Annotated in this window: 22 protein-coding genes; 14 read left to right on the top strand and 8 right to left on the bottom strand. The window is 70.8% G+C overall.

The window, feature by feature from the left end:
* Positions 1-3,725, top strand: a 3,725-nt coding sequence (locus AC3WLB_RS20085) for a S8 family serine peptidase (RefSeq protein ID WP_492509029.1), incomplete at its 5' end; no start/stop codon positions are given.
* A complete protein-coding gene (locus AC3WLB_RS20080) occupies positions 3,715-3,933 on the top strand; it encodes a hypothetical protein (RefSeq protein WP_492509027.1) in 219 nt (72 codons plus the stop codon). The genes AC3WLB_RS20085 and AC3WLB_RS20080, both read left to right, overlap by 11 nt.
* 63 nt (positions 3,934-3,996) lie before the next feature.
* Here the strand turns inward: AC3WLB_RS20080 and AC3WLB_RS20075 are convergent, their stop codons facing one another.
* Both AC3WLB_RS20075 and AC3WLB_RS20070 read right to left on the bottom strand, forming a co-directional pair.
* Positions 3,997-4,779 carry a hypothetical protein gene (locus AC3WLB_RS20075; RefSeq protein WP_492509025.1) on the bottom strand — a complete coding sequence of 261 codons (783 nt, stop codon included), beginning with the start codon at positions 4,777-4,779 and terminating at the stop codon, positions 3,997-3,999.
* A 68-nt stretch (positions 4,780-4,847) separates the two neighbouring features.
* Positions 4,848-6,017 (bottom strand): YihY/virulence factor BrkB family protein, encoded by a 1,170-nt coding sequence (locus AC3WLB_RS20070; protein WP_492509023.1) that lies wholly within the window; start codon positions 6,015-6,017, stop codon positions 4,848-4,850.
* A 65-nt stretch (positions 6,018-6,082) separates the two neighbouring features.
* Here AC3WLB_RS20070 and AC3WLB_RS20065 point away from each other — a divergent pair, with 65 nt between their 5' ends.
* Positions 6,083-6,511: a hypothetical protein gene (locus tag AC3WLB_RS20065; RefSeq protein WP_492509021.1), complete on the top strand. Its 429-nt coding sequence runs from the start codon at positions 6,083-6,085 to the stop codon at positions 6,509-6,511.
* Between the two features lie 25 nt (positions 6,512-6,536).
* On the opposite strand, the gene AC3WLB_RS20060 is transcribed toward AC3WLB_RS20065, so the two are convergent.
* Together AC3WLB_RS20060 and AC3WLB_RS20055 are read right to left on the bottom strand one after the other, a co-directional pair.
* Positions 6,537-7,775 (bottom strand): sensor histidine kinase, encoded by a 1,239-nt coding sequence (locus tag AC3WLB_RS20060; RefSeq protein WP_492509019.1) that lies wholly within the window; start codon positions 7,773-7,775, stop codon positions 6,537-6,539.
* Entirely contained in the window at positions 7,772-8,407 is a 636-nt protein-coding gene (locus AC3WLB_RS20055) for a response regulator transcription factor (protein ID WP_492509017.1), read from the bottom strand. The genes AC3WLB_RS20060 and AC3WLB_RS20055 overlap by 4 nt, the downstream gene beginning before the upstream one ends.
* 219 nt (positions 8,408-8,626) lie before the next feature.
* On the opposite strand from AC3WLB_RS20055, the gene AC3WLB_RS20050 reads away from it, so the two are divergent.
* From AC3WLB_RS20050 to trxA, 6 genes are read left to right on the top strand one after another with little or no spacing between them, the layout of a single operon-like run.
* Complete coding sequence (locus AC3WLB_RS20050) at positions 8,627-9,214, top strand: DUF6790 family protein (protein WP_492509015.1); 588 nt, start codon at positions 8,627-8,629, stop codon at positions 9,212-9,214.
* The gene (locus AC3WLB_RS20045; RefSeq protein ID WP_492509013.1) at positions 9,211-10,734 is read left to right on the top strand and encodes a serine hydrolase domain-containing protein; all 1,524 of its coding nucleotides are present in this window, start codon (positions 9,211-9,213) and stop codon (positions 10,732-10,734) included. The genes AC3WLB_RS20050 and AC3WLB_RS20045 overlap by 4 nt, the downstream gene beginning before the upstream one ends.
* Positions 10,735-10,742: 8 nt before the next feature.
* Positions 10,743-13,988, top strand: coding sequence for a hypothetical protein (locus AC3WLB_RS20040; protein WP_492509011.1), 3,246 nt, complete (start codon positions 10,743-10,745; stop codon positions 13,986-13,988).
* A gap of 34 nt (positions 13,989-14,022) precedes the next feature.
* On the top strand, positions 14,023-14,868 hold the full coding sequence (locus tag AC3WLB_RS20035) for an exodeoxyribonuclease III (protein ID WP_492509009.1): 846 nt from the start codon (positions 14,023-14,025) through the stop codon (positions 14,866-14,868).
* 18 nt (positions 14,869-14,886) lie between these two features.
* On the top strand, positions 14,887-16,875 hold the full coding sequence (locus AC3WLB_RS20030) for an APC family permease (protein WP_492509007.1): 1,989 nt from the start codon (positions 14,887-14,889) through the stop codon (positions 16,873-16,875).
* 51 nt (positions 16,876-16,926) lie between these two features.
* Positions 16,927-17,325 carry a thioredoxin gene (gene trxA, locus AC3WLB_RS20025; protein ID WP_492509005.1) on the top strand — a complete coding sequence of 133 codons (399 nt, stop codon included), beginning with the start codon at positions 16,927-16,929 and terminating at the stop codon, positions 17,323-17,325.
* A gap of 212 nt (positions 17,326-17,537) precedes the next feature.
* Here the strand turns inward: trxA and AC3WLB_RS20020 are convergent, their stop codons facing one another.
* Positions 17,538-18,122 carry an NAD(P)H-dependent oxidoreductase gene (locus AC3WLB_RS20020; protein ID WP_492509003.1) on the bottom strand — a complete coding sequence of 195 codons (585 nt, stop codon included), beginning with the start codon at positions 18,120-18,122 and terminating at the stop codon, positions 17,538-17,540.
* A gap of 113 nt (positions 18,123-18,235) precedes the next feature.
* On the opposite strand from AC3WLB_RS20020, the gene AC3WLB_RS20015 reads away from it, so the two are divergent.
* Both AC3WLB_RS20015 and AC3WLB_RS20010 read left to right on the top strand, forming a co-directional pair.
* Positions 18,236-18,883 (top strand): TetR/AcrR family transcriptional regulator, encoded by a 648-nt coding sequence (locus AC3WLB_RS20015; RefSeq protein ID WP_492509001.1) that lies wholly within the window; start codon positions 18,236-18,238, stop codon positions 18,881-18,883.
* Between the two features lie 50 nt (positions 18,884-18,933).
* Positions 18,934-19,581 carry a TetR/AcrR family transcriptional regulator gene (locus AC3WLB_RS20010; protein ID WP_492508999.1) on the top strand — a complete coding sequence of 216 codons (648 nt, stop codon included), beginning with the start codon at positions 18,934-18,936 and terminating at the stop codon, positions 19,579-19,581.
* Here AC3WLB_RS20010 and AC3WLB_RS20005 read toward each other — a convergent pair.
* The gene (locus tag AC3WLB_RS20005) at positions 19,578-20,123 is read right to left on the bottom strand and encodes a DUF6328 family protein (RefSeq protein WP_492508997.1); all 546 of its coding nucleotides are present in this window, start codon (positions 20,121-20,123) and stop codon (positions 19,578-19,580) included. The two genes, AC3WLB_RS20010 and AC3WLB_RS20005, sit on opposite strands and share 4 nt — an antisense overlap.
* A 76-nt stretch (positions 20,124-20,199) precedes the next feature.
* Between AC3WLB_RS20005 and AC3WLB_RS20000 the strand changes: the two genes are divergently transcribed.
* Positions 20,200-21,192 carry a hypothetical protein gene (locus AC3WLB_RS20000; protein WP_492508995.1) on the top strand — a complete coding sequence of 331 codons (993 nt, stop codon included), beginning with the start codon at positions 20,200-20,202 and terminating at the stop codon, positions 21,190-21,192.
* 19 nt (positions 21,193-21,211) lie between these two features.
* On the opposite strand, the gene AC3WLB_RS19995 is transcribed toward AC3WLB_RS20000, so the two are convergent.
* The gene (locus AC3WLB_RS19995; RefSeq protein ID WP_492508993.1) at positions 21,212-22,135 is read right to left on the bottom strand and encodes an AEC family transporter; all 924 of its coding nucleotides are present in this window, start codon (positions 22,133-22,135) and stop codon (positions 21,212-21,214) included.
* 59 nt (positions 22,136-22,194) lie between these two features.
* Complete coding sequence (locus AC3WLB_RS19990; protein ID WP_492508991.1) at positions 22,195-24,336, bottom strand: acyltransferase family protein; 2,142 nt, start codon at positions 24,334-24,336, stop codon at positions 22,195-22,197.
* A 173-nt stretch (positions 24,337-24,509) separates the two neighbouring features.
* On the opposite strand from AC3WLB_RS19990, the gene AC3WLB_RS19985 reads away from it, so the two are divergent.
* On the top strand, positions 24,510-25,964 hold the full coding sequence (locus AC3WLB_RS19985; protein ID WP_492508989.1) for a DUF6421 family protein: 1,455 nt from the start codon (positions 24,510-24,512) through the stop codon (positions 25,962-25,964).
* Positions 25,965-26,017: 53 nt separating this feature from the next.
* Positions 26,018-26,776: an SDR family NAD(P)-dependent oxidoreductase gene (locus AC3WLB_RS19980; RefSeq protein WP_492508987.1), complete on the top strand. Its 759-nt coding sequence runs from the start codon at positions 26,018-26,020 to the stop codon at positions 26,774-26,776.
* Positions 26,777-26,813 lie beyond the last annotated feature (37 nt).

Below are 26,813 nucleotides of genomic sequence, written 5' to 3'. Positions count from 1 at the left end.
GCGACGGCGCGGGCCACGGTTCGCACACCGCCAGCACCGCCGGCGGTCGGCACGACGTGCCGGCGACCGTCGCCGGCGCCGCGCTCGGTGAGATCTCGGGCGTCGCACCGGCCGCGAAGATCGCCGCCTACAAGGTCTGCTGGGAGGGCCCGGACGCGGTCTCGACCGATGACGACGGATGCGCGACCGGCGACATCCTGCACGCCGTCGACGCCGCGGTGGCCGACGGGGTCGACGTGATCAACTACTCCATCGGCTCCGGGGCTGCGCAGACCACGGTCTCGCTCACCGACCAGGCCTTCTTCAACGCCGCCGCGGCGGGCATCTTCGTGGCCGCCTCGGCCGGCAACGACGGCGACGCCGCCTCCACCGCCGACAACGCCTCGCCCTGGATCACCACGGTCGCAGCGAGCACCATCCCCACCCGCGACGCCACCGCGCGCCTCGGCGACGGCGAGGCCTTCGTCGGTGCGTCGATCACACTCCCGGCCGAGGGCACGATCAGCGGCCGGCTCGTCTCCGCGTCCGCCGCCGCCGCGGCGGGAGCCGTCGACCCGCAGCTCTGCGGACCCGACACCCTCGACCCCGCTCTCGTCGCCGGCGCCATCGTGTTCTGCGAGCGCGGCGTCATCGACCGCACCCTCAAATCGGCCGAGGTGGCGCGGGCCGGCGGCATCGGCATGCTGCTCGTGAACCCGACCCCGAGCTCGCTCGACCTCGACGCCCACGCCGTGCCCACCGTGCACCTGAACGCCGACGCCTACGACGCCGTCACGGCCTACGCCGCTACCGCGGGCGCCACCGTCACCTTCGAGAACGGCAACACCACCGGCACCCCGTCGGCGCCGAGCCCGCAGGTGGCGGGGTTCTCGTCGCGCGGCCCGATCCTGGCCGACGGGGGCGACATGCTGAAGCCCGACATCGCGGCTCCCGGCGTCGCCATCCTCGCCGCCGGGCCGAACGCCGAGGGCGGAGACCCGACCTGGGAGTACATGTCGGGAACCTCGATGGCCTCACCGCACATCGCCGGGCTAGCCGCGCTCTACCTGGGCGTGCATCCGAACGCCGCGCCGGCCGAGATCAAGTCGGCGATGATGACCACGGCCTACGACACCGTCGACGGCGCGGGCGACCCGGCCGAAGATCCCTTCGCGCAGGGTGCCGGTCACGTCGACCCGACCCGCTTCTTCGAGCCCGGACTCCTCTACCTCAATGACGTCGAGGACTGGATGGCATACACCGACGCGCTCGGCTACTCGGGCTTCGGGAGCGCTCCGCTCGACCCCTCCGACCTCAACCTCCCCTCGATCGGCATCGGCGGCCTGCCCGGAACGCAGACGGTCACCCGCACGGTGACGGCGACTGCGGCCGGCTCCTACACGGCGCAGCCGGTGTCGATCCCCGGGGTCGACGTTGCGGTCTCCCCAGCGACGCTGAGCTTCAGCGGCGCGGGTGAAGAGCAGAGCTACACCGTCACCTTCACCCGAACGGATGCGCCCCTCGACGCCTTCGTCACCGGCTACCTCGACTGGACCGACGACGCGACCGGCGCCTCCGTGCGCAGCCCGCTCGCGGTGCGGCCGATCTCGCTCGACGCGTCCGCCGAGGCGGCGGGCGCCGGGGCGGACGGCTCGGTCGACGTGACCGTGCTCGGCGGCGACACCGCCAGCTACGCAGTAGCGTCGACGGGCCTGTCGCGCGGCCAGGTGAACCGCGGCACCGGCGCGGCGGGCGGCTCGACGCAGGCCTTCGTGATCGACGTGCCGGAGGGCAGCACCTTCGCCCGCTTCGACCTCGACGCCGCCGACGACTCGGCCGACCTCGACCTCAGCGTGTATGCGATCGACCCCTTCGACAACACGCAGCTGGTGGGGCAGTCGGCCACCGGCTCGGCCGACGAGCGCGTCGACCTCGACGCCGACCACCTCGCACCCGGCCAGTACATCGCGGCGGTCGACTTCTTCGCCGGCACCGGCGACCTGGCCTTCACGCTCACCTCGTCGGTGATCGACCCCGCGACGGCCACGGGCGCGTTCACCGTGTCACCCGCCACGCTCTCGACGGTGACCGGTGAGCCCACGGCGGTCACCGCATCCTGGACCGGGCTCGCGCCGGGCGGGAGCTACCTGGGGCGCATCTCCTACGGCGACACCGGGCACAGCACGATGGTCACCGTCACCACGCCGGGATCGCCCGACCTGCCGCCCGCGTCGGACGAGCCCGTCGCATCCGTCGATCCGCACTGGATCCGTGCCGGCAGCGGCACCGGGCTCGACGCGAGCGGGCTCACGCCGGGTGCCCCCTACACCGTGACGCTCGACGGCGACTCGGCACCGGTGCTTTCGGGCACGGTCGACGACACCGGGTCGCTGCACCGCTACCTCGTGCTGCCGGGAGACATCGCCCTGGGCGACCACAGCTTCACGGTCGCGAGCGGCGATGTCACGATCGACGCCGGGTTCGTGGTGAGCGACATCATCGCGCAGCATCTCGACCCGTGGGTGAACCACGACTTCGCGGGCAACCCGACGGTGTCGCTCGACGTGACGTTCGTCGGCAAGGGTTCGCTGCGGGTGCGCCTCGCGTCGGCCGAGGGTCACGTCTACACCGACACGACCGAGCGGGCCGAGGCGCCCGTGGATGCGCCCACCTACACCTACCGCACGGGTCCGTTCCCGGTGAAGCCGGGATCGCTCGTGGCGACGCTCTGGGTGGTCGACGACTCCGGCGCCATGACACAGGAGATCGCGACCACGTTCGACGCCGACGTGCTGCCGCCGTCATCGCTCACGTTCACGCCGAACGCCGCCGACCCGTCATCGGTCGACGTGGCGGTGACGAACGCCACCACGATGCCGCTCCAGCCGCGGGTGCAGTACAAGCTGTGCAGCGGCCCGATGGTGTTCGCCGAGGAGTTCTACGACCTGGGCGACACGGCCGAGACCTGGAACCTGACCGGTGTGACGCACCTCGACGTGCTGGCCGACGACGGCTCGGGCACGGTGCTGGGGAGCTATGACAACGCCGGCCCGGCGCGCTGTGCCGACACTCCCTCGATCAGCCAGGACTTCTGGATGACGATGGATGCCCGTCCCGACACGGGCGACGACGCGAACCCCATCACGCTCACCGTCAGCAACCGCATCGACACGCACAGCGCAGGATTCGACCTCTCGGTGGGAGTCGGCAGCACCGTGTTCGAGACGGACCCGTTCTTCTACGAGCCGATCCCGACCCCCGTGCTCGACGAGCCCGGTCCGGTGGAGGAGCGGTCGATGGCGGTCGCCGAGAACACGGCGTACTGGGCCACCGCGCAGTACGAGCAGAACCTCGACTGGGGTTCGCTGCTGAAGCGTCGCGAAGCGCTCGTGCCGGCGCTGACGGTGGAGCAGCTCGCCGCCGTCGGTGCGGGCGGCCCGGGCGAGCCCGGCGGCCCCGGAACGCCGGGCGAGCCAGGAACGCCCGGCGGACCTGGCGCACCGGTCACCCCGGGCACTCCCGCCCCGGCCGCCTCGGGCGACCTGGCGGCGACCGGCCTGCCACTCGCACTGCCGCTCGGCTCGGCCCTGGCCCTGCTGCTCCTCGGCGCGGCGGCGGTCATGGCCCGCCGCGCCCGCACCGCGCGAGCCGCTGGTGCCGCGCCCGCCGTCGACACCACCGCCACAGCCACGACGGCCGCCGCCGAGACCGCCACGGCCGCGAAGGGTGAAAGCCATGCGGAGTGAGCCCAACGCCCGCACCGAGCAGCACCACCGGCTCGCGGCGCGCGCGGAGGCAGCATCCGCCGAGCTGAACCCGGCGGTCCGCGCTCGGCCAGGCCTGGTGGTACCGGCGCGACCGGGGGCCGGGCCGCCTGCAGCGGAGGAACGCCGGCCCCGCGGGTGGGAACTCACCCTCTTCCGGCACCTCAGCTATCCCCGACCGAACCGCTGAACACCGCGATCGTCGGCTGAGCGGGTCGCCCGCCGGGCGGCGCCACGCCCGGTGCAGGATTTCCTAGGGGCCGGCCATCAGCCGGATCGACGACGTCATGGTGAACGCGTTGGCCGACGAGCTGAACGTCGCATCCACGAGCGTGAGTCCGGAGCCATTAGGCCAGGTGAAGGCGATCGACGACGTGCCGGCGGGCATCTGGAAGTTCCGGAAGGTGCGCTGGGGCCCGTTCCTGAACTCGAGCCAGCCGCTCGGGGGCGCGGCGACGGCGGTGGGAACGGAGTCGAAGCCCTGGATCGCAGCGAGCTGCCCGACGGCGTACGAATCGGGCGCGGCCGTGACGGTGAGGGTGTTGGTTCCGCCGAAGTACCCGATCGCCGCATCCCACGTCATCAACGGCCGGCCTGCCGCGCCGACGTTGATCTGCGTCGACAACGTCTCGCTGCTGTTTCTCCACTCCGCGTAGACGTCGTAGCCGTCGGTCCAGTCGATCCACGGGTTCGTGGTGAAGACGTAACTGCCCGCGGCCAGCGGCCCGGAGAAGGTCAGAAAGCCCGAGGATGAGATGGCGTTGTAGCTCCAGCCTGCCGGCAGGCTCTGAAAGGTCGGCGCGAACGGGATGCCCACGGCGTACACCTGGATCGCGACCGTGCCACCGATGTCTGCCGAGCCGGCCGGGATCGTGAGGATGAGCGAGTTCGGCGCCTGGAAGTCGCCGTTCTGCGCGTTCCACGTGAGGGACGAGGTCTGGTCGCTGGCCGCCGCCGCGGGAGCCGCCGCGACAGCCACGAGAACGGGCGCCGACCAGGCCGCCGCCACGACCGAGCGGCGCGAGATGTCGTTCATGCTCACGATGATGACGGCTGCCGGCGTGGCTGGCAAGCCCGCGTTCGCGACTCCTCCCCAGGGCGTCGCTAGCTGAGGGGGTCGGGCCGCTGGGCGCCGCCGGGGGTGCCGAGGGCTGCGGCGGCGAGCGCCGCCAGCTCCTCCTCGGCGGCGTCACGGCGCCAGCGAGCGGCGGGGCGCCGCCACCACGGGGCGGCCGCGAGTGCGGCGGTCGCCTCGCGCAGGCGCACCTGCGCCGCGAGCTGCAGCGCGTCGCGCTCGAGCGCAGCCACCTCCTCGGGGCTCGGCCGGTACAGCGCGTGGCCCCGGTCCTCCGCCGCCACCGCGATCCAGGATGCCGCCACCAACGTCACCACGCTGGTGAGCCGGAACCACAGCAGCATCGCGATGAACACCACGAAGGTCGACAGCAGCGGATTACGCGTGGCGCCCCCGAGCAACTGCCCGCCCAGCACCTGCAGCACGAGCACCGCGGCGCCGCCGAGGAGGGCGCCCCCGAGCATCCGTCGCACCGTCAGGAGCGCATCGGCGAGAAAGCGGAACAGCACCATGAGCGCGATCGCGTCGATCGCGTAGGTGACCGCGAGTCCCGCCGCACCGAGGAGGAACGTGGACCACTCGCGGAACGGCCCGTCGAAGAGCGAGAGCAGCCAGTCGATCGCGGCCGTGCTCGCCACGCTCAGCACCGCGGCGGCGAACAGGGCCACGCCGAGTACCAACGCCACGAAGAAGTCGCGTGTTTTGAGCATCACGTACGACCGCCGGTCCTTGGGCAGGCCGAACATGGCGCGCACGGCGATGCGGGAGTAGGTGATCCAGCCGATGGCGGTCCAGACGAGCACGACGAACGCGGTGATGCCCGTGACAGTGAGCACCGAGGTGCTGGAGCTCGCGATGGTGTTGAGGTCGTCGACCGAGATCACGCCAGGGTCACCGGGGGTGCCGATGAGTCCGGGCACGTAGGTGTTGATGAGGTCGATGAGCGCGGTCATCGTCTCGGGCGACCCGGTGAGCCAGATGCCGGCCACGGCGAAGAGGATGTACACGGCCGCGAACACGGCGAACAGCGCCTGGTAGCTCATGCCCGACGAGAGCAGGAACCCGTTGCCGGCGAGGAACCGGCGCCAGACCCGGGTGGGGAACAGGGCGAGCGTGTTCTGGGTGAGCGTGGTGACGCGGGCGATCGGCTCCTCGAAGTGCTGCTCGAGGCGACCGCGGAGCGTCGGGTCTTCGCTCATGCGGTCAGCCTAGCGACCGCGACGGATGCGCGTGCGGGCCGGGCGGGTACGGGAAGATCGTGGGTATGGCTTCCCCCACGCAGGTCAACGATCCCGCATTCGAGGAGCTCCGCGCGAGCATCGAGGAGTTCGCCGCCGGGGGCCGCCCCGTCGATCGCGTGATCGAGGCGGTCTGCGGATGCGGGAACCGTCGATTCCTGCTCGTGTTCGACGACGAGGTGGGCGTCGCGGTGCGGATCTGCACGGAGTGTGAGACGGAGGCGGAGATCGCGGACTCCGGCGAGCATTTCGATGACGTCGACGAGGTGGAGCAGGCGCGGTGCTCCTGCGGAAACGACGTCTTCGCGTCCGCGACCGGATTCGCGTTCGACGCCGAGGGGGAGGTGCGGTGGGTCTCGGTGGGCTTGCGCTGCACCCAGGACGGCCTCGCGGGCGTCTACGTCGACTGGAAGATCGACTACCTCCCCACCCAGCACCTCCTGGCCAACGCCTAGGCGGCCCGCGAAGCGGCGCCCGTTCTCAGCCGGGAGCAACCGCATCCGTCAGGGGCAGGGCGGCCTTGACGGCCGTGCCGGCACCGGGGCGGCTGTTGACGGTGACGCTCCCGCCGAGGCCGTCGATGCGCAGTCGATGCGATGCGAGACCGACGTGACCGGCGCGGATCGCATCGCTCGAGGTCGACGGGTCGACGACGAAGCCCTTGCCGTCGTCGGTGACGGAGAGGACGACGAAGTGGTCGCGGCGCGCGAGTGTGACGTCGATCCGGCTCGCTTCGGCATGGCGCTGGGCGTTGGCGACGAATTCCCGACACGCACCGAACAGGGCGGCTTCCCGCTCCGATCCGATCGACGACACCGGCTCGACGGCGGCGAAAACCGGCACCGTGCCGCGCGACGACGCCGTGCGGGCCAGTTCTTCCACGGCGGCGGCCAGGCCGAGTTCGGCGAGCACCTGCGGGTGCAGGCTCTGCACGGTTCCGCGGAGCCGGGCCGTCGTCTCCTCGAGCAGGCTGTCCGCCGTGCTGATGAGATCCGTCTGGGGTGAGGTGTCGCCGATCTGTTCGAGCAGGCGGCGGACGGCGATCACGTCCTGCAGGGGCCCGTCGTGCAGGTCGTTCGCGAGCCGGGTGCCTGCGCGGTGGTCGGCGGCGAGCACCTGGGCGACCAAGCGTGACTGCAGGCTCTGTGCTGCGGTGTCGGTGCGGGCGCGATGGGCGAGGACCAGCGAAAGGGCCGTCGTGGTCAGAGCCATCCAGGTCAGCAGGAGGAAGTGCATCCAGACGATCCCGGGCTCCGCCGGTCCGCCCCGCACCGCGAGATTCTCCAGCCAGACCGCCGCGTACCCGCCTGCCACGAGCCCGCCCACGACCGCGGTGAGGGCGGGCCGGTAGTAGAACACGGAGAACACCGGGTAAAGGTAGAAGACCGGTGTGATGAACGACGTCGCGCCGGCGGAACTCAGCGCCATCGCGATGAGGAAGGCCAGATCGATGACGATGCTGACCGTTCCGGCCCATGACGGGACCGGACGCCACACCGACCAGCCCACGGTGAACAGTCCCCAGGCGCCGAACACTGCCACCAATGCCGAGAACGCGGTAGCGCCGGCGTCGCCGGAATCGGAGAGAAAGACGGCGAGCACGATCAGCGGGGCGAGGAGCGCCACCCGCAGAAGCGCGGTGACCCGGTGAACGGAACCCAGCACGCGCGCGCCGAGCGGGAGGGAGCTGCCCTTCTGGCGGCGGTCGGCCGACCTCATTGCAGCAGCCCCAGGCGCATCGCCTCGGCGATCGCGGCGCCGCGGCTGCCGACACCGAGCTTCTCGTAGAGCCTCCGCAGGTAGGTCTTGACGGTGGAGGTGGACAGATGCATCGCTCGGGCTATCTCCGGCGCCGATCGGCCGGCAGCCGCCGCCACGAGGATGTCCCGCTCCCGCGGGCTGAGCGTGACCGCCACGGGCGTGCTTCGACGCTGCCGGATCTGATCGAGCACGTCGCCGACGAACTCCGGTGGGAGCACGTCGGCACCCGACGCGACCGTGCGGATGGCAGCGATCAGGGTGTCGCGGTCGGCGTCCTTCGAGAGGAATCCGGCAGCGCCGTTCTCCAGGCACCGGAACACGATGGCGGGTTCGGCATAGGCGGAGAGCACGATCACCCGCGTCGGCAGCTTCGCGTCGGCAACGGCCAGCGCCAGAGCCGCCCCGTCGAGACCGGGCATGCGGAAATCGGAGAGCGCCACCTGGGGCTTGGTGGTGCGGATGGCCTCGAGCAACTGTGCGCCGTCATCGACCTCCGCCACGACGTCGACGACCTGCGATGCCATCAGCAGGTGCACGAGGCCGGCTCGCACGACCGGGTGGTCGTCGCCGACGGCGACCGTGATATTCACACTCTCCCCCGGCCCGGGCGCACCGGCCCTCGAGGACCATCATCATCGCTGTGCGGCCGCCGATCAAACGCCGGCGTGATGTTCGGCCGGATCGGACGACAGCGGCTGTCGTCCGATCGGATGACGCCCGGATGCCCGGCAGACACGACGGGCTCCAGCACCTATCGTCGAGCCGGGGCGCGCAGACAGTGGCTCCATCGTCACTCCCGAAAGCGCCTCATGATCTCCGACGTCATCTCGACCGTGCTCGCCGCCGTCATCGGCAACTACCTCATCAGCTGCTTCGTGCTCGGCCTCATCGTGGCGGCGGTCAAGGTGCTCCGCTGGAAGGGCAACCGCACGGCCTCGGTGGTGAGTGGGATCTTCCTCAACGAATTCATCCTCTACGCGCTGGGCGTCGCCTTCGCGATCAACTTCGTCATGCACTCGGTCTTCGGCGACTACGCGGCGAAGACGATCGGCTGGGCGCAGTCGCCCTTCCAGCTCGAACTCGCCCTGGCCAGCCTGGGCTTCGCGATCATCGCCTTCCTCGTCTTCGGCCGCCGGGCCCAATTCCGGGCGAAGGTGGGTGTCGTCGTCGCCGCCTTCGTCTCCGGACTCGGGGATGCCGCTGGCCACGTCTACCAGATGGTCGTCAACCACGACTACGCGGTGAACAACACGGGCCTCCTCCTCATCGGCGACATCACCATCAACGTGGTCGGTCTCGCGTTCGTGATCTGGCACGCGGTCGCTCGCCGTCGTGATCCGGTCCCCAGCACCGATGCACTCACCCGCTCCACGACCTTGGAAGGAGCCCGTCGATGACCGGAATGACGAAGCGGAGCCGGAGACGGATGCTGGCTGCCGCCACCGCAGGCGTGACAGCAGCCTTGTTGCTGGCGGCTCCCGTCGCGGCCGCGACGGCCGACCCTGCCACATCCGAACACCCCGTGACCATGACCCCGGAGCTGGAGGCCCAGATCCAGGGCATGGTGGAGGGGTTCCTCGACGACAACCCGTCCGTACCCGGGATCTCGATCGCCGTCGTCACCCCGGATGCGGAGGGGCCCGATCCCCGCATCACCACCTTCGCCGCCGGCGTCGCGGATCGTGAGAGCGGGGCGCCCGTGCAGGCGTCCACACAATTCGAGCTGGGCTCGGAGACGAAGGTGTTCACGGCCGACCTGCTCGCCTACCTCGTCGCCCAGGGCACGGTTTCCCTCGACGACCCCGTTCAGAAGTACGCCCCGAGCGATGTGGTCGTGCCGGAGTGGGTGGACCCGGTGACCCAGGAGAAGACGCCCATCACCCTGCTCGATCTGGCGACCCACACCGCAGGACTCACGGACGGCGCACCGAACCTGCAGGACGGCTGCCCCAAGGGGCACGACGAGTGCGCCAACCCCAAGCCCGGCTACACGCCGGCCATGCTCTGGGACTCCTTCTCGAAAGACTGCGCCGACAAGCGTCTCTGCCCGCTCTGGAAGCCCGGCACCGCCTGGAACTACTCGAACTGGGGCTTCGCGCTCCTCGGCGACATCGTGGCAGGGCTCATCACCCCCGGCGACGTTCCCGCCGGGGAGACCGGCCCGGGAAGGGTGTTCCAGGACTCCCTCGAGACGACGTTCCTGAACCAACTCGGCATGACCTCGACCACGGTCGAGTTCCCGGACACCACCCCGGCGACGCCGTACAACGGCGCGGACCCCATCCATCGGTGGAACAACTACGACGCTTACGTCGGCGGTGGCGGCCTGATCTCGAACGCCGACGACATGGGAGCCTTCGTCGCCGCGAGCCTGGGATACCTTCCGGCAGACGCACCCGCCGGGCTGAAAGCGGTGGCGGACACCGTCGCCCCCGTCGTGCCCATCACGCTGTCCTGCACTCCGGCAGGCCCGGTGCCAACGCCGACTCCGACTCCGACGCCCAGCCCGTCGCCGGCAACGACCGCGGCGCCCAGCGACACCTGCACGACCGCCGACTTCGCGATGGGGCTCGGCTGGGAGCGCTACGCGGCCCGAGCAGAAGGCATCACCGTGCCCTACGCGCACAAGAACGGCGGGACCGCGGGGAGCAGCACCGACACCCTGCTCGCGCCGAGTCTGCGGATCGGGGTGACCTCGATGTTCAACCAGAACGCGGCGGGCATCGACCAGCTCGCACCCCGCATCCTGTCGCTGCTGATCGCGAGTCCCGCCACGCCGGCCCCGGCACGCGACGCGACTCTGGCCGACACAGGCGCTGACGCCGTCGTGCCGGTACTCGCGGCATCCCTGTCGCTGCTCGCGGGAATCGCCGTCCTGCTGCGGCGCCGCTCAATCATCCGCCGCCGATCGGTCTGAGGAGATCCATGTCCGCCTTCACCCCTCTGCACACGCTCTCGCGGCGGCCGAAACGCATCGCGGCGCTCCTGGCCGGTGCTGCGCTGCTCGGGTCGAGCATCGGCATCGCGCAGGTCGCCACCGCACCGGCCGCGGCGGCGGCGGACGCCGCCTCGTGCGACATCATCCCGAGCACCGCGGCCGACGCCCAGTCGACGCTGGAATCCGGTCCCGGCTCAGGTCTGGGGGATGCCGACTCGGGGGTCTTCGACTTCATCGTCTCCATCGCATCCAACGCGGTCGCCGATGGAGCCACCGACGGAGCGGGCTGGCTGCTCAGCCTGATGCTCGGCAACAGCGACGGCAACGACGACGACAGCACTCTGCTGGCCAACCAGCAGGCCCAGCAGCAGGAGCTGAACTCCATCCAGGCCTCCGTGAACGCGCTCGCGAATCAGCTCACCGATGCCGAGTTCGCGCTCAAGGCGCAACTGACGCAATCCACCTACGATGCCCTCGTCGCGTCGGAGAACGGGAACATCGCGAACATCCAGTCGAGCGTCCAAGCGGTCTGCGAACTCGCCGGAGAGGCCACGACCTACAGCGTTCAGAACCCCTACCTCCCGGATTCGACCGACATCAACACCATCACCACGTTGCGCAACAGCGGGATGAACTACCTCAACGACCTGTCGGGCGCACTCATGGGCTCCAACGGCGGCGCGGGCATCATCGCCATCTACCGGCAGGCGGTGTGGGACAACGCGACCCTCTCCGCCTCGTCTCCTCCCTCTCAGTCGACCTGGACCAGCGCCTATCTGCAGACGATGAGCTCGCTGCTCAACTACTACGTGGGACTGTCGGCGCAGTTGTTCCATGCGTACGCCGAAGCCGTCCACTGGCAGAGCGCCGCCTCGCCGGGCGTCGAGGCGCTCGACCCCGACCACTCGGACAAGATCACCGATTTCTACTCGCAGCTGCAGCTCGACGTCCTGGCGTGGACCGACGCGGCGACCGGCGACCTCCCCGCGATCCCTGCCGGCACGGCCATCGACTTCAAGAGCGGCTCGAACGGGGTCTACAACCTGTGGACCACCGTGCCCGTTCAGATCGCCGGCACCAACTCGAACCAGTACTGCCTGACTCCCGCCTCGCTCTGCGTCTACAACGTGTGGGAGGCGGCCGCGACCCCGTCGACCGTGGTCTCCACGACGATCGTGCCGAGTGTGATCCCGGTTTCCAGCCTGCTCGCAACCGATCCACTCGGGTTGGCGGGGTGGCGCGTCCCCACGGCGGCCGACTGGCAGAGCTGGGTGGCGCCCTGGAACACCGGCTCGGGGTCGACGACCCTGTCCGGCCTCGACCCCAATGCCGGGGTCGCGGCCTGGGCTGCCGCCGAACAGATCCCCGCACTCAGCGCGCAATCCTTCGCGGTACCGGAGGGCGGTTCGATCGCCACCATCCCGCCCGTCCTCGTCGACGGAGACTCGGACTCCGTCTACAGCTTCAACAACCCCTCCTCCGCGGCGCCGACCGCCATGACGCCGGCCCCCGGCACCGGGTACGCCGGACAGCTCGTTCTCGTCAGCTCCGTGACGGCCACCCCACCCGATCTGCCCGCCACCGTGCCCTCCGGGCCGTCCGTCCCGTCCGAAGCAGACCTTCCGATCGCGACGGGCACCCCCGCGGTCGAACCCGCTGTCGATGTCGTCACAGCTCCAGCGACCCTGGGCACCACGGGGGCGATCGGTCAGTGGACGACGTTCTCCTCGACGAGCTCGTGCACCGCGAACGGCTTCACCCAGCCCGAGGGCGCGAACGCGGTCCGGGTCACGGTGACCGGCGGCACGGGCGGCGGCGGCTGGTCGGGCGGCGACCACAACGCCGGCGGAGCCGGTGCGCAAGTGAGCGCCGTGCTGCCGCTCTCGGCCGGCGCGACGGTCTATGCCCAGGTCGGCGGCAACGGCGGCGACGGCTACCAGAACGGCGACGACGGCGAAGGAAACACCTACTGGGCTCCCGGCGGCGGCGGATTCGGCGGCGGCGCATCGGGAGGCTGGGCCATCGCGACCGGCGGCGGTTTTCCCGGAGCCGGGGGAGGCGGCGGCGGATTCTCCGGCATCAGCGCCGACGCCGGATGCTCGCAGTGGCTGACCATCGCCGGCGGCGGAGGCGGAGCGGGCGGCATGGATGGTCACAACAGCGGCAGCGACGGCGGCAACGGATGCGTCGTGAACGGATGCGCGGGTCAATCCCTCGATGAGGTGGACGGTGACACCGGCGGCGGCACCGGCGGCACTCTCATCGGCGCCGGCTCGGCGGGCGAGCACGACGGCAACTACGCCGGCTCCGGCTCGAACGGCACACGCTTCACCGGCGGCACCGGCGGCGAGGGTGGAAATTCCAGCAGCAACCCCTTCCACGACTGGGGCGGCGGAGGCGGAGGCGGCGGAGGCGGCGGCTGGGGCAGCGGCGGAGGCGGAGGCGGCTCCACCGGCGACTACGCCGGTGCGGGCGGCGGAGGCGGAGGCAGCTACCTCGCGTCAGGTGTCGCGCAAGCCGGCTTCACCACCTCGACGTCCGGGCCTTCGGTCAGTTTCCAGCCCGTGCTGGCCGACGAGTACGCGATCACCCAGACCGACGGACACCTGTGGGTGGCTCCGCCCGCGGGCGCGGGGAACCCGATCACCTCGGTGATCCCGATCGGTGAGTCGGGCATCCAGGAATGGGCGTTGCTGCCGACGACGGTCGGCGCCGATTCCTTCGAGATCGCCAACGGCACGGCCGGGCTGTGTGCTTCGTACACCACCGACACGCTCACCGGACAACCCTGCGCCTACCCCGCCGATGCTCCCGGCGCGCAGCAGGACTGGACCTTCCAACCACAGGCAGGGGCACTGGCCGTCATCGCCGGCTCCGGGAACGCGGCCTTGGGCGCCGAAGGATGGGAAGCCCCGATCACCCTCGGCCCCTGGGCGGACGTCAATTGGAGCACGTGGAACCTCACCCTCTCGCCCGACACGGTCTGGGCCGCGCCGGGGAGCGCGTCTCCCCTCGGTGACGTCGATGCCTCCGCCCCTGAACCCTCGTCCCCCGGAGGGACCCCAGGCGAGACGGGCACGCCGGACGCGAGTGCCGGTGCCGGGTCGAGCCAACTGGCTGCCACGGGTGCATCCCCGCTTCTGCTCGTGCTCGCGATCGCCGCTCTTGCCGCGCTGGTGGCCGGGGTGACGCTGACCGTCAGGCGCCGCCGAACCCACGGGAGCATCGGGTGATGGTGATGACGGAGGGTGCCGGTAGCGTATGGGCATGCGTGTTGCGACCTGGAATGTGAACTCGATCCGTGCGCGTGTGGGCCGGGTGGTCGACTGGCTGGTGCGGGAAGACGTCGACGTGCTCGCCATGCAGGAGATCAAGTGCAAGGAGTCGCAGTTCCCCTTCGACGCCTTCCACGAGGCCGGGTACGAGGTGGTGCTGCACGGCCTCAACCAATGGAACGGCGTGGCGTTCGCGAGCCGCCTGCCGATGACCGACCTCGCCAACACCTTCACCGGCATGCCTGGCTTCGGCAAGCCCCTCGACGACGGGTCGCTGCCGCTCGAGGCGCGCGCGCTCGGGGTGACCGTCGACGGGGTGCGGCTGTGGAGCCTCTACGTGCCGAACGGCCGCCTGGTCGACGACCCGCACTACGTCTACAAGCTGGCCTGGCTCGAGGAACTCGCGGCGCAGACGAAGGCCTGGCTCGCCGCCAACCCCACGCAGCCGCTCGCGCTGATGGGCGACTGGAACATCGCCCCGCTCGACTCCGACGTGTGGGACATCGGGGTCTTCGCCGGCGCCACCCACGTCTCGCCGCCCGAACGCGCCGCCTTCTCCGTGTTCGAGCAGATCGGGCTGACGGATGTCGTGCGCCCCCTCGTGCCCACCGGTTACACCTATTGGGACTACAAGCAGCTCCGCTTCCCCCGCAACGAGGGCATGCGCATCGACTTCATCATGGGCTCCGAGCCCTTCACCGAGCTGGTGTCGGCGGCGCGCATCGACCGCAACGAACGCAAGGGCGACGCCCCCTCCGACCACGTGCCGGTGGTCGTCGACCTCGATCCGCTGCCGTCGGCCGATGACGACGACGACCGCCCGATGATCTTCGGCTGACCCCGGCCCGCCAAACCCATGTCCTCCTCCGTCGGCGCCGGTTCGAACATCACTCCCGGCGTGCCGCATCCGAGCTCGCAGCGTCAGCACGGCCGACTGGCCAACTGGCTCGTGGGCAGCACCGACAACGCCGGGCGACACCCCGGCCCGGGCGCCGCGAAACCCGAGAAGACGCACTCCTGGTGGCGCGTCATGTGCCTCACCGGCGTCGACTACTTCTCGACCCTCGGCTACCAGCCCGCCATCGCGGCGCTGGCCGCGGGCCTCCTGAGCCCGTTCGCCACGATCATCCTCATCGTCATCACCCTCGCCGGCGCGCTGCCCGTCTACCGCCGGGTGGCCCGCGAGAGCTTCCGCGGCGAGGGCTCGATCGCCATGCTCGAGCGGCTGCTGCCCTGGTGGGGCGGCAAGCTCGTGGTGCTGGTGCTGCTCGGCTTCGCGGCCACCGACTTCATGATCACCATGACCCTGAGCGCTGCGGATGCGACGGCGCACGCCATCGAGAACCCGTTCGCCCCGAGCTGGTTCGAGGGGCAGCAGGTGATCATCACGCTCGTGCTGATCGCCGCCCTCGCGGTGGTGTTCCTGCGCGGCTTCAAGGAGGCCATCAACATCGCCGTCGTGCTGGTGGCGGTGTTCCTCGTGCTGAACGCCGTGGTCGTGGTGGTCGCGCTCGGGCACGTGTTCGAGAACCCCGTCGTGATCGACGACTGGTGGGGTGCCCTCACCGCCTCGCACGGGAATCCGCTCGTCATGGTCGGCATCGCGCTGATCGCCTTCCCGAAGCTGGCCCTCGGGCTGTCCGGCTTCGAGACCGGTGTGGCGGTGATGCCGCAGATCAAGGGCGGGCCGGATGATCGGCCCGACAAGCCGCTGGCGCGCATCCGTGGCGCCCGGCGCCTGCTCACCACGGCGGCGCTCATCATGAGCGCGTTCCTCATCACGTCGAGCTTCGCCACGACGCTGCTGATTCCGCAGAAGGACTTCGAGGCCGGCGGCCCCGCGAACGGCCGCGCGCTCGCCTACCTCGCGCACGAGTACCTCGGCGAGGTGTTCGGCACCGTCTACGACGTGAGCACCATCGCCATCCTCTGGTTCGCGGGCGCCTCCGCGATGGCCGGCCTCCTCAACCTGGTGCCGCGGTACCTCCCGCGCTACGGCATGGCGCCGCACTGGGCCGGGCTCGTGCGACCGCTCGTGCTCGTGTTCACCGCCATCGCCGTGCTCATCACGCTCTGGTTCGGCGCGAACGTGGATGCCCAGGCCGGCGCCTACGCGACGGGCGTGCTCGTGCTCATCACCTCCGCATCCGTCGCGGTCACGCTCTCGGCGCTGCGCAAGAAGCAGCGCGCCGCCATGATCGGGTTCGCCGTGGTGTCGGTCGTGTTCCTCTACACGACGGTGGCGAACGTGATCGAGCGGCCCGACGGGGTGCGCATCGCGGCGCTGTTCATCATCGCCATCATCGCGGTGTCGATCATCTCGCGGGTGCAGCGCTCGTTCCAGCTGCGTGCCACCTCGGTCACCCTCGACCCGGCGGCGATCGACTTCGTGCTGACGGATGCCGACGAGTACGACTCCATCCGCATCGTCGCCAACGAACCCGACGACGGGTCGGCGCAGGAGTACAGCCAGAAGATCGCGGAGGAGCGGCGCGACAGCGGCATCCCGCAGCGCTCGCCGGTCATCTTCCTCGAGGTGTACCCGTCGGACTCGTCCGACTTCGAGGAAGACCTCGTGGTGCGCGGCGAGACCGCCCACGGCTTCCGGGTGCTGCGGGTGACGAGCGGCAACATCCCGAACACCATCGCGACGGTGCTGCTCGAGATCCGCGACATCACCGGGGTGGTGCCGAACATCTACTTCGAGTGGACCGAGGGCAGCCCGATCTCCAACATGTTCAAATACCTCGTGACCGGCACGGGCGAGGTGGCTCCCGTGACCCGGGAGGTGCTGCGGCGGGCGGAACGGGACAGACGGCACCGGCCCGAGGTGCACGTGAGCTGAGCATCCGCTGGACCGCTGGAATTTCGGCGCGCGTGGAGTGTTGACTGAGGTATGTCCACGAAGACTCTGACCATTGAGAACCACGACGAGACGGTTGCCGACGGCATCGTGCTCATCGATTTCTGGGCCGACTGGTGCGGCCCCTGTAAGCAGTTCGCTCCCGTGTTCGAGAAGGCCTCCGAAGAGCACGGCGACATCACCTTCGCCAAGGTCGACACCGAAGACCAGCGGCAGCTCGCCGCGTCGTACGGCATCACGTCGATTCCGACACTGGTGGGCTACCGCGACGGCATCCCGATCTTCGCGCAGCCCGGGTCACTGCCCGGTCACGTGCTCGAAGACGTCATCGCTCAGGTGCGCGGACTCGACATGGACGCCGTGAAGAAGGATTACTCCGAGGCGGTCGCGAAGCAGCAGGCGGCAGCCGCCGAGGGCGGCGCGACCGAGTAGTCTCGCCACACACAGAAGGGCGCCCGCAGTCGTGCGGGCGCCCTTCGTGTCTTCGCGCGGCCTCCGCAACGACGGAGGATCAGGCCCGAATTCGGCGACTACGGATGCTGCATCCGTACCTGCGGGCGAACTCCGTCGTTGCGGCGTCCCGCGCAGCGCGGGACCCGGGCTCCGGCCGAATAAGCCGGAGGGGCCGGACGCTGGGGGCGGCGCTACGCGGCCTGCTCCTCGGCGGCGGGGGCCGCCTCGAGGGCATCGAGCTCGGTCACGAACTCGGCGAGGAAGGCGCGCAGCTGCTCCACGATCTCGGCGTCGTCCTTCGGGTGGGTCTCGGCGAACCGCACCATCGAGTTCGGCACGGCGAGCACGGTGTTCTCGATGACCTTGGCGCCGGCGATGCCGAGGGCCTTGCGCGCTTCGTTCTGCGCCCAGACACCCCCGTACTGCGCGAACGAGGTGCCGATGATCGCGACCGGCTTGCCCGAGATGGCGCTCACACCGAAGGGGCGCGACGACCAGTCGATCGCGTTCTTCAGGTTGGCGGGCATGGTGCCGTTGTGTTCGGGGGTCACGATCAGCACGGCATCGGCGGCGGAGATCGCCGCGCGGTACTCGACGACGGCCTCGGGCACCTGGCCCTCGACGTCGATGTCCTCGTTGAAGAGCGGGAGGGCGCTGTGGCCCTGGTACACGCTCAGGTTCACCCCTTCCGGAGCGACCGCGACCGCCGCTTCGGCGAGCTGGCGATTGGTGGATGCAGCGCGCAGGCTGCCGACGAGGACGAGGATGTCAGTCATTTTTCTCCTTGTGAACGGGTGGACAGGCCGCGCCGGAGGGCGGCGGATCTGGCGATACCGTGAATTAAACCGGACCGCGGTCCGGTTATTCCCGCCCGTGCTACAGTCCGTGCATGTCTTCGCCCGATGCCGGCTCGAGCGTGCCGCTCGGGTTGCCGACGAGCATCCGGCCCGCCGAGAGCACGCCTGACGACGAACCCGCCCACGAGCGATCGGATGCGGCGCGCAACCGCGCCCGCATTCTCGCCGCCGCCCGCCGCATCACCGAGCGGGACGGCATGAGCGCCCTCACGATGGACGGGCTGGCCGCGGAGGCGGGCGTGGGCAAGGGCACGATCTTCCGCCGCTTCGGGTCGCGCACGGGCGTCTTCCGCGCGCTGCTCGACGACGCGGAGCGCGAGTTCCAGGGCCGCATGATGAGCGGGCCACCTCCGCTCGGCCCAGGAGCCGATCCGATCGAGCGGCTCGTCGCCTTCGGCCGCGCGCGGATCGACGTGCTCGCCACCGAGGGCGACCTGCTGCGCGAGTCGGAGGCGCCGCCCGAGTCGCGCTACGCGGTTCCGGCACGGAAGGTGACCGAGATGCACGTGGTCGGCCTGCTGCGGCAGGCCGGGGTGACGGGCGACCTGCCCGTGCTGGCCTTCAACCTCATCTCGATGCTGGAGGCGATGCTCGTGCTGCCGCCCGGCGCGGTGAGCGGGCTGACGACGACCCGTCTGGCCGACGGGTGGGAGGAACTCGTCCGCCGCCTCGCCCCCTGACCGCCGTAGGATTCCCCGCCCCGGACGGCGGGGTGCGGCAGACTGGCCGGGTGAGCGACCCGAGCAGCTACCACCACGGCGACCTGCGCCGTGCGCTGCTCGAGCGGGCTGCGCAGACCGTCGAATCCGCGGGCGCCGAGAACCTGTCGCTGCGGCAGCTCGCGCGCGACCTCGGGGTGAGTCACGGGGCGCCCGCGCGGCACTTCCGCGACCGGCGTGCGCTGCTCGACGCCCTCGCGCACGAGGGTTTCGCCACCCTTAACGCCCGCCTCGCAGCGGCTGCTGTCGCCCACGGACACGATCACCCGGTCAGCGACCGCCTGGCGGCCGTCCTGCACGGCTACGCCGAATTCGCCGTGGAGCATCGCGCACTACTGGAGGTGATGTGGGGGTCGGATGCCGACCCGCAGATCGAGGCAGACCGTCAGGTCGGCGTCACCGTCGTCGCCGATCTCATCCGCACGGCTCAGGCATCCGGCGTCATCGGCCGCGGCGACGCCGACCTCCTCGCGCGAGTGCTGCTCGGGGCGGTGCACGGCGCCGCCACCCTCCCCACGAGCGGGCCCCTCGACGCCGCGCCGGCCCGCGACGGGAGCCGCGCATCCGACATCGACGCCGCCATCGCCCTGCTCTGGGCCGGCCTCACCGCCGGGACTGCGTCGACGCCGGCAGAGGCCGAGCCGGCACCCGCGCCCTAGCCGCGCAGCTCGATGTGCCGTGTGCGCCGCACGACGCGAGGCACGACGACCCACAGCGCCACCACGACGAGGAGGATCGCCACCCCCACCACGATCCCGCCGGCGCGGCCGAACACGAAGTCGAAGATGAGCATCCCGGTGCCGGCCAGCGTCAACGCCACCCCGGCCATCGTGAACTGCAGGATGCGGTCGGTCGCCCGCACGACTTCGGCCTTCTTGCGCTGCCGGAACAGCGCCCGGTGCAGGCTCACCGGCGTGAGCCCGAACACCGTCGTCACGATCGAGGTGACGACGAGGCAGAGGTAGACGGTGCGCTGGTAGTCGTCGAGCTCCTCGAAGCGGGACTGGAAGACGGCGGCGAGCAGGAAGCCGGTGAGGATCTGCGTGCCGGTCTGGATGACCCGCAGCTCCTGCAGCATCTCGTTCCAGTTGCGGTCGAGGCGCTCGTTCTCGGTCTCGTCGCGGCCGTCGCCGGGCACCGCGTCGATGCGGTGGTCGGCGACCGGGCGGCCGGCGGGGTTCTCGGGGGTCGACTCGCTCATGTCCCATCTTTAGCATGACGGTGCGCCGTATGCTCATGCCCAGGGCCCGAGCACAGCGGGCGGGAACGGAGGAGCGATGGAGTCCCTCGCGTCGATCGCCCGCGAGCTCCACGCCCTCCCGCCCGCCGAGTTCATCGCCGCGCGGAACGCCCGCGCGAAGGAGGCCGCCGACGACGGCGACCGGGCGCTGGCGACGCGCATCCGGGCGCTGGCGAAGCCGTCGGTCGCGGCGTGGGCCGTGAACGCCCTGGTGCGGCACCGGTTCGACGACGTCGACGCCGTGCTCGACCTCGGCGAGCGGATGCGCGCCGCCCAGGACGCGTTCGACCGCGACTCGCTGCGCGAACTGGGCCACGACCGGCAGCGGATGCTCGGCGGGATCGGTCGCGCCGCCCGCGAGCTCGGTGAGGAATTGGGCGTGCCCGTCTCGGAGGCTGCGGCGGTCGAGGTGCAGCAGACGCTCCAGGCCGCGATGGGCGACCCGGCCGCGGCCGCCGCCGTGCGCGACGGCACCCTCGTGCGCACCTTCTCGGGGTCCGGCCTCGACCCGGTCGACCTCGCCTCCGCGGTCGCGGTGCCCGAGGCGCTTCCGGCGCCCGGCGCGACGCCGGAGCGGCCGTCTCCCCCCCGCGCCTCCGCCTCCGCCCCGGTCCGCGGCGCCACCGATCGCAAGCACACGGCGCAATCGGGGCCCGGCGACGCGCCCGCGCACGCGCCCGCGCCCCGCCCCGACCGCGGCGACGAGCTCGCGGCGCGCCGCGAGGCCCGGCGGGAGGCGAAGCGCCGAGCCGAGCAGGAGGCCGAGGATGCCCAGCACGACGCCGAGCTCGCCGAAGCCGAACTCGCGGCGCTCGACCTGCGCATCCGCGACACCGCCGACGAACGCCGCGATGCGGCCGTGGAGCTCCGCGACCTGAAGCGGCGCGTCGAGGAGCTTCAGGATGCCCTGACCGAAGCCGATCGCCGCGCCGCCGCCCTCCGCAAGGAGCGCGTGGTGGCGCAACGCGCATCCGACGCCGCCGCCCGGGCCGCCACCCGCGCCCGGCAGCGCTTCGAGAAACTCCCCTGACCCGGGCCGACCGAACGCCTCACGGCGCGAGGAGCGCCGCCACCACCACGAGAACTGGCACCGAGCCGATCGTCGTCACGAGCACCGTGTCGCGCGCCAGCGTCACCGCGCGATCGTACCGGGCCGCGTAGTTGTAGATGTTCTGCGCGGTCGGCAGCGCCGCGAGCGCGACGACCCCGAACAGGTGCTCCGCGTCGAGCCCGAAGACGAACTTGCCGAACAGGAACGCCGCGATCGGCATCACCGCGAGCTTGATCAGGCTCGCCGCCGCGATGGCCCGCCGTCCGCTCCCCGCCCGGAGCGGGCGCTGACCGACGAGCGACATGCCGAACACCAGCAGCACCATCGGCACCGCGGCCCCGCCGATGAGCTCGAACGGGGCCATCACCGCATCCGGCAGCTGAAGCCCGGTGACCGCCACCACGATCCCGAGGAGCGACGCGATGATGATCGGATTGCGCAGCGGCTGCGTGAGGATCGTCGACACCGAGGCCGAGCCGCGTGAGCTGATGTCGAGGATCGCCAGCAATGCGGGCGCCATCAGGATGAGCTGCAGCAGCAGCACCGGCACCACGAGCTGCGCGTTGCCGAGCACGTAGGTGGCGACCGGGAGGCCGATGTTGTTGGCGTTCACGTACGACGCCGCGGCCGTGCCCACCGTCGTCTCGGCCAGCGGCTGCCGGAACCAGAGCCGCGATGCGACCAGGTAGAGCACGGCCGCCACCACGATCGCCGCGAGCGACGCCAGGGTGGGGGTGGCGAAGATGGCGGCCGGATGCGAGCGCGCCAGCACCGTGAACAGCAGTGCCGGCATCGCCACGAAGAACACCACCCGGTTCAGCACGAGCGGGGTCTCGGCGGGCAGGATGCGGGCCCGTTGCACCGCGTAGCCCACGAGGATCACGAAACCGATGATCCCGAATCCGGTCAGCACCCCCAGCATGCCCGCACCCTCCATGCGTTCTGCGCGTTCCGCACTCCGCGCATCCGCTCAGTCCCGGCTCAGCGCCCGATCGCGGCAACCATCGCCCGCTCGAGGAACGGTTCGAGGGTGAACGCGAAGGTGCGGGTGAGGTGGTCGGTGTCGCGGTAGACGTTCGCGCCGCCGACGACCGCCGAGCAGCTCGTCTCGGTGCAGTAGGTGTCGCTGAAGTCGAGCAGCGTCACGTCCTGACCCTGGGTCACGGCGCCGGCCGCGGCGAGCGCGATGGGGTCGAACTCGGCCAGCCCCTCGTCGCGCGGCTCGGTGCAGTCGGCGGCCGACTGGGTGCGCAGGCACTTGTTCGGGTCGTCCTCCCACGCCGGGTTGTCGACGACGGTCACGATCGGTGTGCCCTGGTCGAGTACCTGCTTCCACGCCTCGCCGTAGCCGATGGCGGCCATCTGCTCGACGTCGGCGGTGCCGGGCACGTTGCGGTCGGTGAGCGCGGCGGTGAACACGGCGTCGAACGGCGGATGCGCGGCCAACTGCCCGGTGAGGGTCTCCCGCCAGGTGTCGCACGACACCGCGAAGGCGTCCCGCGCGGACAGCGGGGTCGTCGTCCACGGGCAGCCGCCCTTGAGGTAGGTGGTGAGATGCCAGCCGTTGCGTTCGGCCATCTCGATGAACGGATCCATCAGCGCATAGGCGTGGCTGTCGCCGATGAGGGCGATCTGGGGTGCATCCGCCGCATCGCTGCCGAACTGGCAGTCGCGCACCGTCGCGTCGTTGAGGGTGCTGAGGCAGTCGGGGTGCAGCGGCCGATCGGCGTTGCCGAAGCCGGGGCTCGGGATGATCTCGTTCGCAAGCGCCGGGTTCACGCAGAGCGGGTCGATCGGGTCGAGGCCGTCGGTGGGGCCGGATGCGGCGCCGAAGCAGTCCGGCGGGTTCGCCAGGGTGTCGGCCAGCTGCGACGCCTCGGCGTCGTACTTGGGTTGCTGCACGGCCCACGCGGTGCCCGCGAACAGGCTCGACACCGCCATCACCGCGACGACCCCCATCATCGTGACGCGGGGTCGGCGGCTGGTGAAGAAGGTCCAGGTGCGGGCCGGGTCTTCGATGAAGCGTTTGGTGGCCCAGGCGATGACGAAGCAGAACAGGAACAGCGCGATGCGGTTCCAGATGCTGAGACCCCAGCCCGGGATGTAGGGCGCGATGATGATGAGGGGCCAGTGCCAGAGGTAGAGCGAGTAGGAGATGTCGCCGATGAAGGCGACCGGGCGCACGCTCAGCACGCGGCCCGCATCCCACGGCTTCTCGCGGTGGTGGGCGACGATGATGGCGGCGGTGCCGAGCACCGGGATCGCCGCCATGTATCCGGGGAAGGGCGTGGCCTGGTTGAAGAGGTAGCCGCAGGCGAGCACCACGACGATGCCGCCCCAGCCGAGGATGTTCGACTGCCACGCCCGGGTCGGCCGGAGCCGCGGCAGCAAGGCGAGGGCGCCGCCCACCGCGAACTCCCACACCCGGGTGTAGGTGACGAAGTAGGCGCTCGCGGGGTCGTTCGCCGTGGTGACGATGGAGAGGATGAACGACACGACGCCCACGACGCCGAGCACGGTGATGAGCGCCAGCCAGCGCTTGCCCTTCAGGAACTTCATCGCCACGACGGATGCGCCGAGCAGCAGCACGGGCCAGAACAGGTAGAACTGCTCCTCCAGCGACAGCGACCAGTAGTGCTGCACCAAGCTGGCTTCGTTGGCGGCGGCGAGGTAATCCACAGAGTTGATGGCCAGCACCCAGTTCTCCACATAAAAAGTGGAGGCCAGGATCTCGCGCACGTTCTCGGTCAGACTCGACAACGGCATGATGAAGAGCGTCGCGAGGCTCGCGAAGATCAGCACCACGATGGCCGCCGGGAGCAGGCGCCGCGCGCGCTTGGCGTAGAAGCTCGGCAGGGCGATGCGGTCGGTGCGCTCGAGTTGGCGGGTGAGCTGCTGGGTGATCAAGAAGCCCGAGATCACGAAGAAGACGTCCACACCGATGTACCCGCCGGTGAGGCGGCCGGGCCAGAAGTGGTAGACCACGACGAGGAGAACGGCGATGGCGCGCAGGCCCTGGATGTGCGGCAAGAAGTGGCTCGGCTGCTGCTTCTGCGGCGTCTGCCGCTGCCTGGCGGTGCGGCGGCTCGCGCTGGTGGTGGCCGCGGCCGTCTGCTTCTCCATCGCGGTCCATGCTACCCGGGGCGCTCGCGCGCTCCTGGGAAGGCGCGGGTCAGCGCGCTCGCCGAAAATCCGCGTGTGGTCGGGCGTTCTACGCAAGAAAGCGGATGCGCGGACAACGAAGCGCAGAAGCCGTGCGCCTAGGCTCGAATGGACGACCGATTGGAGGTTCGACCATGTCCGCTCGCGCACGCACCCCGCTCGCATCCCAGGCCATCATCGGAGAACCCGAGGTCGTCGAAGACGCCTCGCACGGCTCGTCCGACGCCCTGGTCCACTCACCCGCCTGGGTGTCGCTCAAGGCCGCCGTGACGGCACTCCAGCCGTTGCAGGTGAAGGACGGGTCGATCCCCGACCCCGTCGACCACCCGGCTGCGCGCTCGCTGGTGGCCACTATCGTGGCCGACATCGCGCGACTGGCTCACCACTTCCCGCACGACCACGACTACCTCGTGGCGCTGCAGGCCGACTTCGAGAGTTGGGCCGCCTCCGGCTTCGGGGTGCCCGACTTCCTGGCCTCGCTCGTGGCCTTCCGCCCCGAGCAGCACCGCGTCGACGGGGCCCGCCACCTCGTGGTGTTCCCGATGTACACGCAGAACGGCAGCACCGACCGGCACGTCGAGGCGGTGCTGGTGGAGGTGCTGTGGCCGTCGTTCATCGCGGCGCTCGAGGCCGGCGACTACTCGAACGCGCTCTTCGTGCCCATCCGCTTCCTCGACTTCACGGCCGGGTACGAAACCAACTCGGCGGTGCTGTTCCCGGAGTCGGTCGCGACGTCGAGCATCCCGCAGTACACCTGGGGCGCGATCTTCGCCGACCGCGAGGCCGCGCGGTTCCGCCGGGTGGTGCGGGAGGCAGCATCCGTCACCCGACTGGAGCTGCCCGCCGACGCGGCGCGGCTGCTCGACGACCAGGAGCTCACCGAGCGCACTTTCGTGATGTGGGACCTCATCCACGACCGCACGCACATGCGGGGCGATCTGCCGTTCGACCCGTTCATGATCAAGCAGCGGATGCCGTACTTCCTCTATTCGCTGGAGGAGCTGCGGTGCGATCTGACGGCGTTCCGGGAGGCGGTGACGATCGAGCGGCGGCTCTCGGCGGCATCGTCGGCCGCGGGCGAGGCGCTCGGCGCCGACGACGCCGTGCTGCTCGAGCACGCGAAGCTGGTGCAGTACGCGGTGCTGTTCGACCGCATCTTCCGCTTCGCCATCACCGGCTCGCGGGTGCGCAACTACGACGGTCTCGGCGGCCAGCTGCTGTTCGCCTGGCTGCACCAGCGCGGTGTGCTGCACTGGACCGACACGAAGCTGACCATCGATTGGCCCGACGTGGCCGACGCGGTGACGGCACTCGGCGACGCGATCGACGAGCTCTACTGGCGCTCGATCGACCGGCCGAAGACGGCGCACTGGCTGGCCGCCTACGAGCTGATCACCTCCACGCTCACGCCGAACCCCGCATCCGTCTGGACGCAGGGCCCGTCGGCCCTGCCTCTCGACGGGCCGCCGCGCGGGCTGACCGATGCCGTGCTCGACGACGAATTCCCGCTCTCGATGTTCTACGAGGCGCTCGACAAGAAGATGCACGACACCATCGCCTCGACGGCCGGCATCACGGGCCGAGACTGACCGGTCGCCGCGAAGCGCTCGACGGCGCGGGGCGATGAGGCCAGGATGAAGGGATGAGCGACACGCACGACGCGGGCCAGGGCCACAGTGGCGACGGCGCAGGTCCGGGCGGCGCCGCTGGGCGGCGGGTGGTCGTCGCGGGTGCCACGAGCGCGTCGGGGATCGCGGCCTGCCGCGCGCTCGCGGAGGCCGGGGCCACGGTGGTCGCGGTGGGGTCGAACCCCGAGCGGCTCGACCACCTCGCACTCGAGGTCGCGGGGATCGGCACCGAGCTGTGCGACCTGGCCGACAGCGCGGCGGTCGACGCCCTCGCGCTCCGGCTGATCGCCTCGGGCCCGGTCGACGGACTGGTGCACCTCGTGGGCGGCTGGGTCGGCGGCAAGGGCATAGCGGGCCAGACCGACGAGGGCTGGGCCGCGATGGAGCGCTCGTTCCGCACGCTGCGCAACACCACTCGCGCGTTCTACCCGGCCTTGGTGGCCTCCGAGGCCGGTCGTGTCGCGGCGGTCTCCTCCACCACGGTCGACGCGCCGACCGCGTCCGGCGCCGACTACACCGCCGCCAAGGCCGCGGCGGAGTCGTGGCTGCGCTCGGTCGCGCACGGCTTCCGCGCCGACCAGGGCGAGGACTCGTTGCGCGCCGCTGCCACCGTCTTCGTGGTGAAAGCCCTCGTCGACGACCGGATGCGCGCCGAAGCCCCCGAGAAGACCTTCGCCGGCTTCACCGACGTCGCCACCCTGGCGTCGGCGGTGGTGGCCCTCTGGGACGCCTCGGCCGGCGAGCTCGACGGCGCGCGCATCCGCCTGCCCTGATCGACGCGGACGCGGACGCGAACGCGAACCTCGACGC

This window comes from Herbiconiux sp. FW305-C-125 (assembly GCF_058783455.1).
The sequence above is the reverse complement of the archived record's forward strand: the minus strand, read 5'-3'. Positions and strand labels throughout refer to the sequence as shown.

Excerpts from the sequence above, each read along its gene's own strand:
- AC3WLB_RS20080 (WP_492509027.1), top strand. The coding sequence starts at position 3,715 with ATGCGGAGTGAGCCCAACGCCCGCACCGAGCAGCACCACCGGCTCGCG.
- AC3WLB_RS20075 (WP_492509025.1), bottom strand. The coding sequence starts at position 4,779 with ATGAACGACATCTCGCGCCGCTCGGTCGTGGCGGCGGCCTGGTCGGCG.
- AC3WLB_RS20070 (WP_492509023.1), bottom strand. The coding sequence starts at position 6,017 with ATGAGCGAAGACCCGACGCTCCGCGGTCGCCTCGAGCAGCACTTCGAG.
- AC3WLB_RS20065 (WP_492509021.1), top strand. The coding sequence starts at position 6,083 with ATGGCTTCCCCCACGCAGGTCAACGATCCCGCATTCGAGGAGCTCCGC.
- AC3WLB_RS20060 (WP_492509019.1), bottom strand. The coding sequence starts at position 7,775 with ATGAGGTCGGCCGACCGCCGCCAGAAGGGCAGCTCCCTCCCGCTCGGC.
- AC3WLB_RS20050 (WP_492509015.1), top strand. The coding sequence starts at position 8,627 with ATGATCTCCGACGTCATCTCGACCGTGCTCGCCGCCGTCATCGGCAAC.
- AC3WLB_RS20045 (WP_492509013.1), top strand. The coding sequence starts at position 9,211 with ATGACCGGAATGACGAAGCGGAGCCGGAGACGGATGCTGGCTGCCGCC.
- AC3WLB_RS20040 (WP_492509011.1), top strand. The coding sequence starts at position 10,743 with ATGTCCGCCTTCACCCCTCTGCACACGCTCTCGCGGCGGCCGAAACGC.
- AC3WLB_RS20035 (WP_492509009.1), top strand. The coding sequence starts at position 14,023 with ATGCGTGTTGCGACCTGGAATGTGAACTCGATCCGTGCGCGTGTGGGC.
- AC3WLB_RS20030 (WP_492509007.1), top strand. The coding sequence starts at position 14,887 with ATGTCCTCCTCCGTCGGCGCCGGTTCGAACATCACTCCCGGCGTGCCG.
- trxA (WP_492509005.1), top strand. The coding sequence starts at position 16,927 with ATGTCCACGAAGACTCTGACCATTGAGAACCACGACGAGACGGTTGCC.
- AC3WLB_RS20020 (WP_492509003.1), bottom strand. The coding sequence starts at position 18,122 with ATGACTGACATCCTCGTCCTCGTCGGCAGCCTGCGCGCTGCATCCACC.
- AC3WLB_RS20015 (WP_492509001.1), top strand. The coding sequence starts at position 18,236 with ATGTCTTCGCCCGATGCCGGCTCGAGCGTGCCGCTCGGGTTGCCGACG.
- AC3WLB_RS20005 (WP_492508997.1), bottom strand. The coding sequence starts at position 20,123 with ATGAGCGAGTCGACCCCCGAGAACCCCGCCGGCCGCCCGGTCGCCGAC.
- AC3WLB_RS20000 (WP_492508995.1), top strand. The coding sequence starts at position 20,200 with ATGGAGTCCCTCGCGTCGATCGCCCGCGAGCTCCACGCCCTCCCGCCC.
- AC3WLB_RS19995 (WP_492508993.1), bottom strand. The coding sequence starts at position 22,135 with ATGCTGGGGGTGCTGACCGGATTCGGGATCATCGGTTTCGTGATCCTC.
- AC3WLB_RS19990 (WP_492508991.1), bottom strand. The coding sequence starts at position 24,336 with ATGGAGAAGCAGACGGCCGCGGCCACCACCAGCGCGAGCCGCCGCACC.
- AC3WLB_RS19985 (WP_492508989.1), top strand. The coding sequence starts at position 24,510 with ATGTCCGCTCGCGCACGCACCCCGCTCGCATCCCAGGCCATCATCGGA.
- AC3WLB_RS19980 (WP_492508987.1), top strand. The coding sequence starts at position 26,018 with ATGAGCGACACGCACGACGCGGGCCAGGGCCACAGTGGCGACGGCGCA.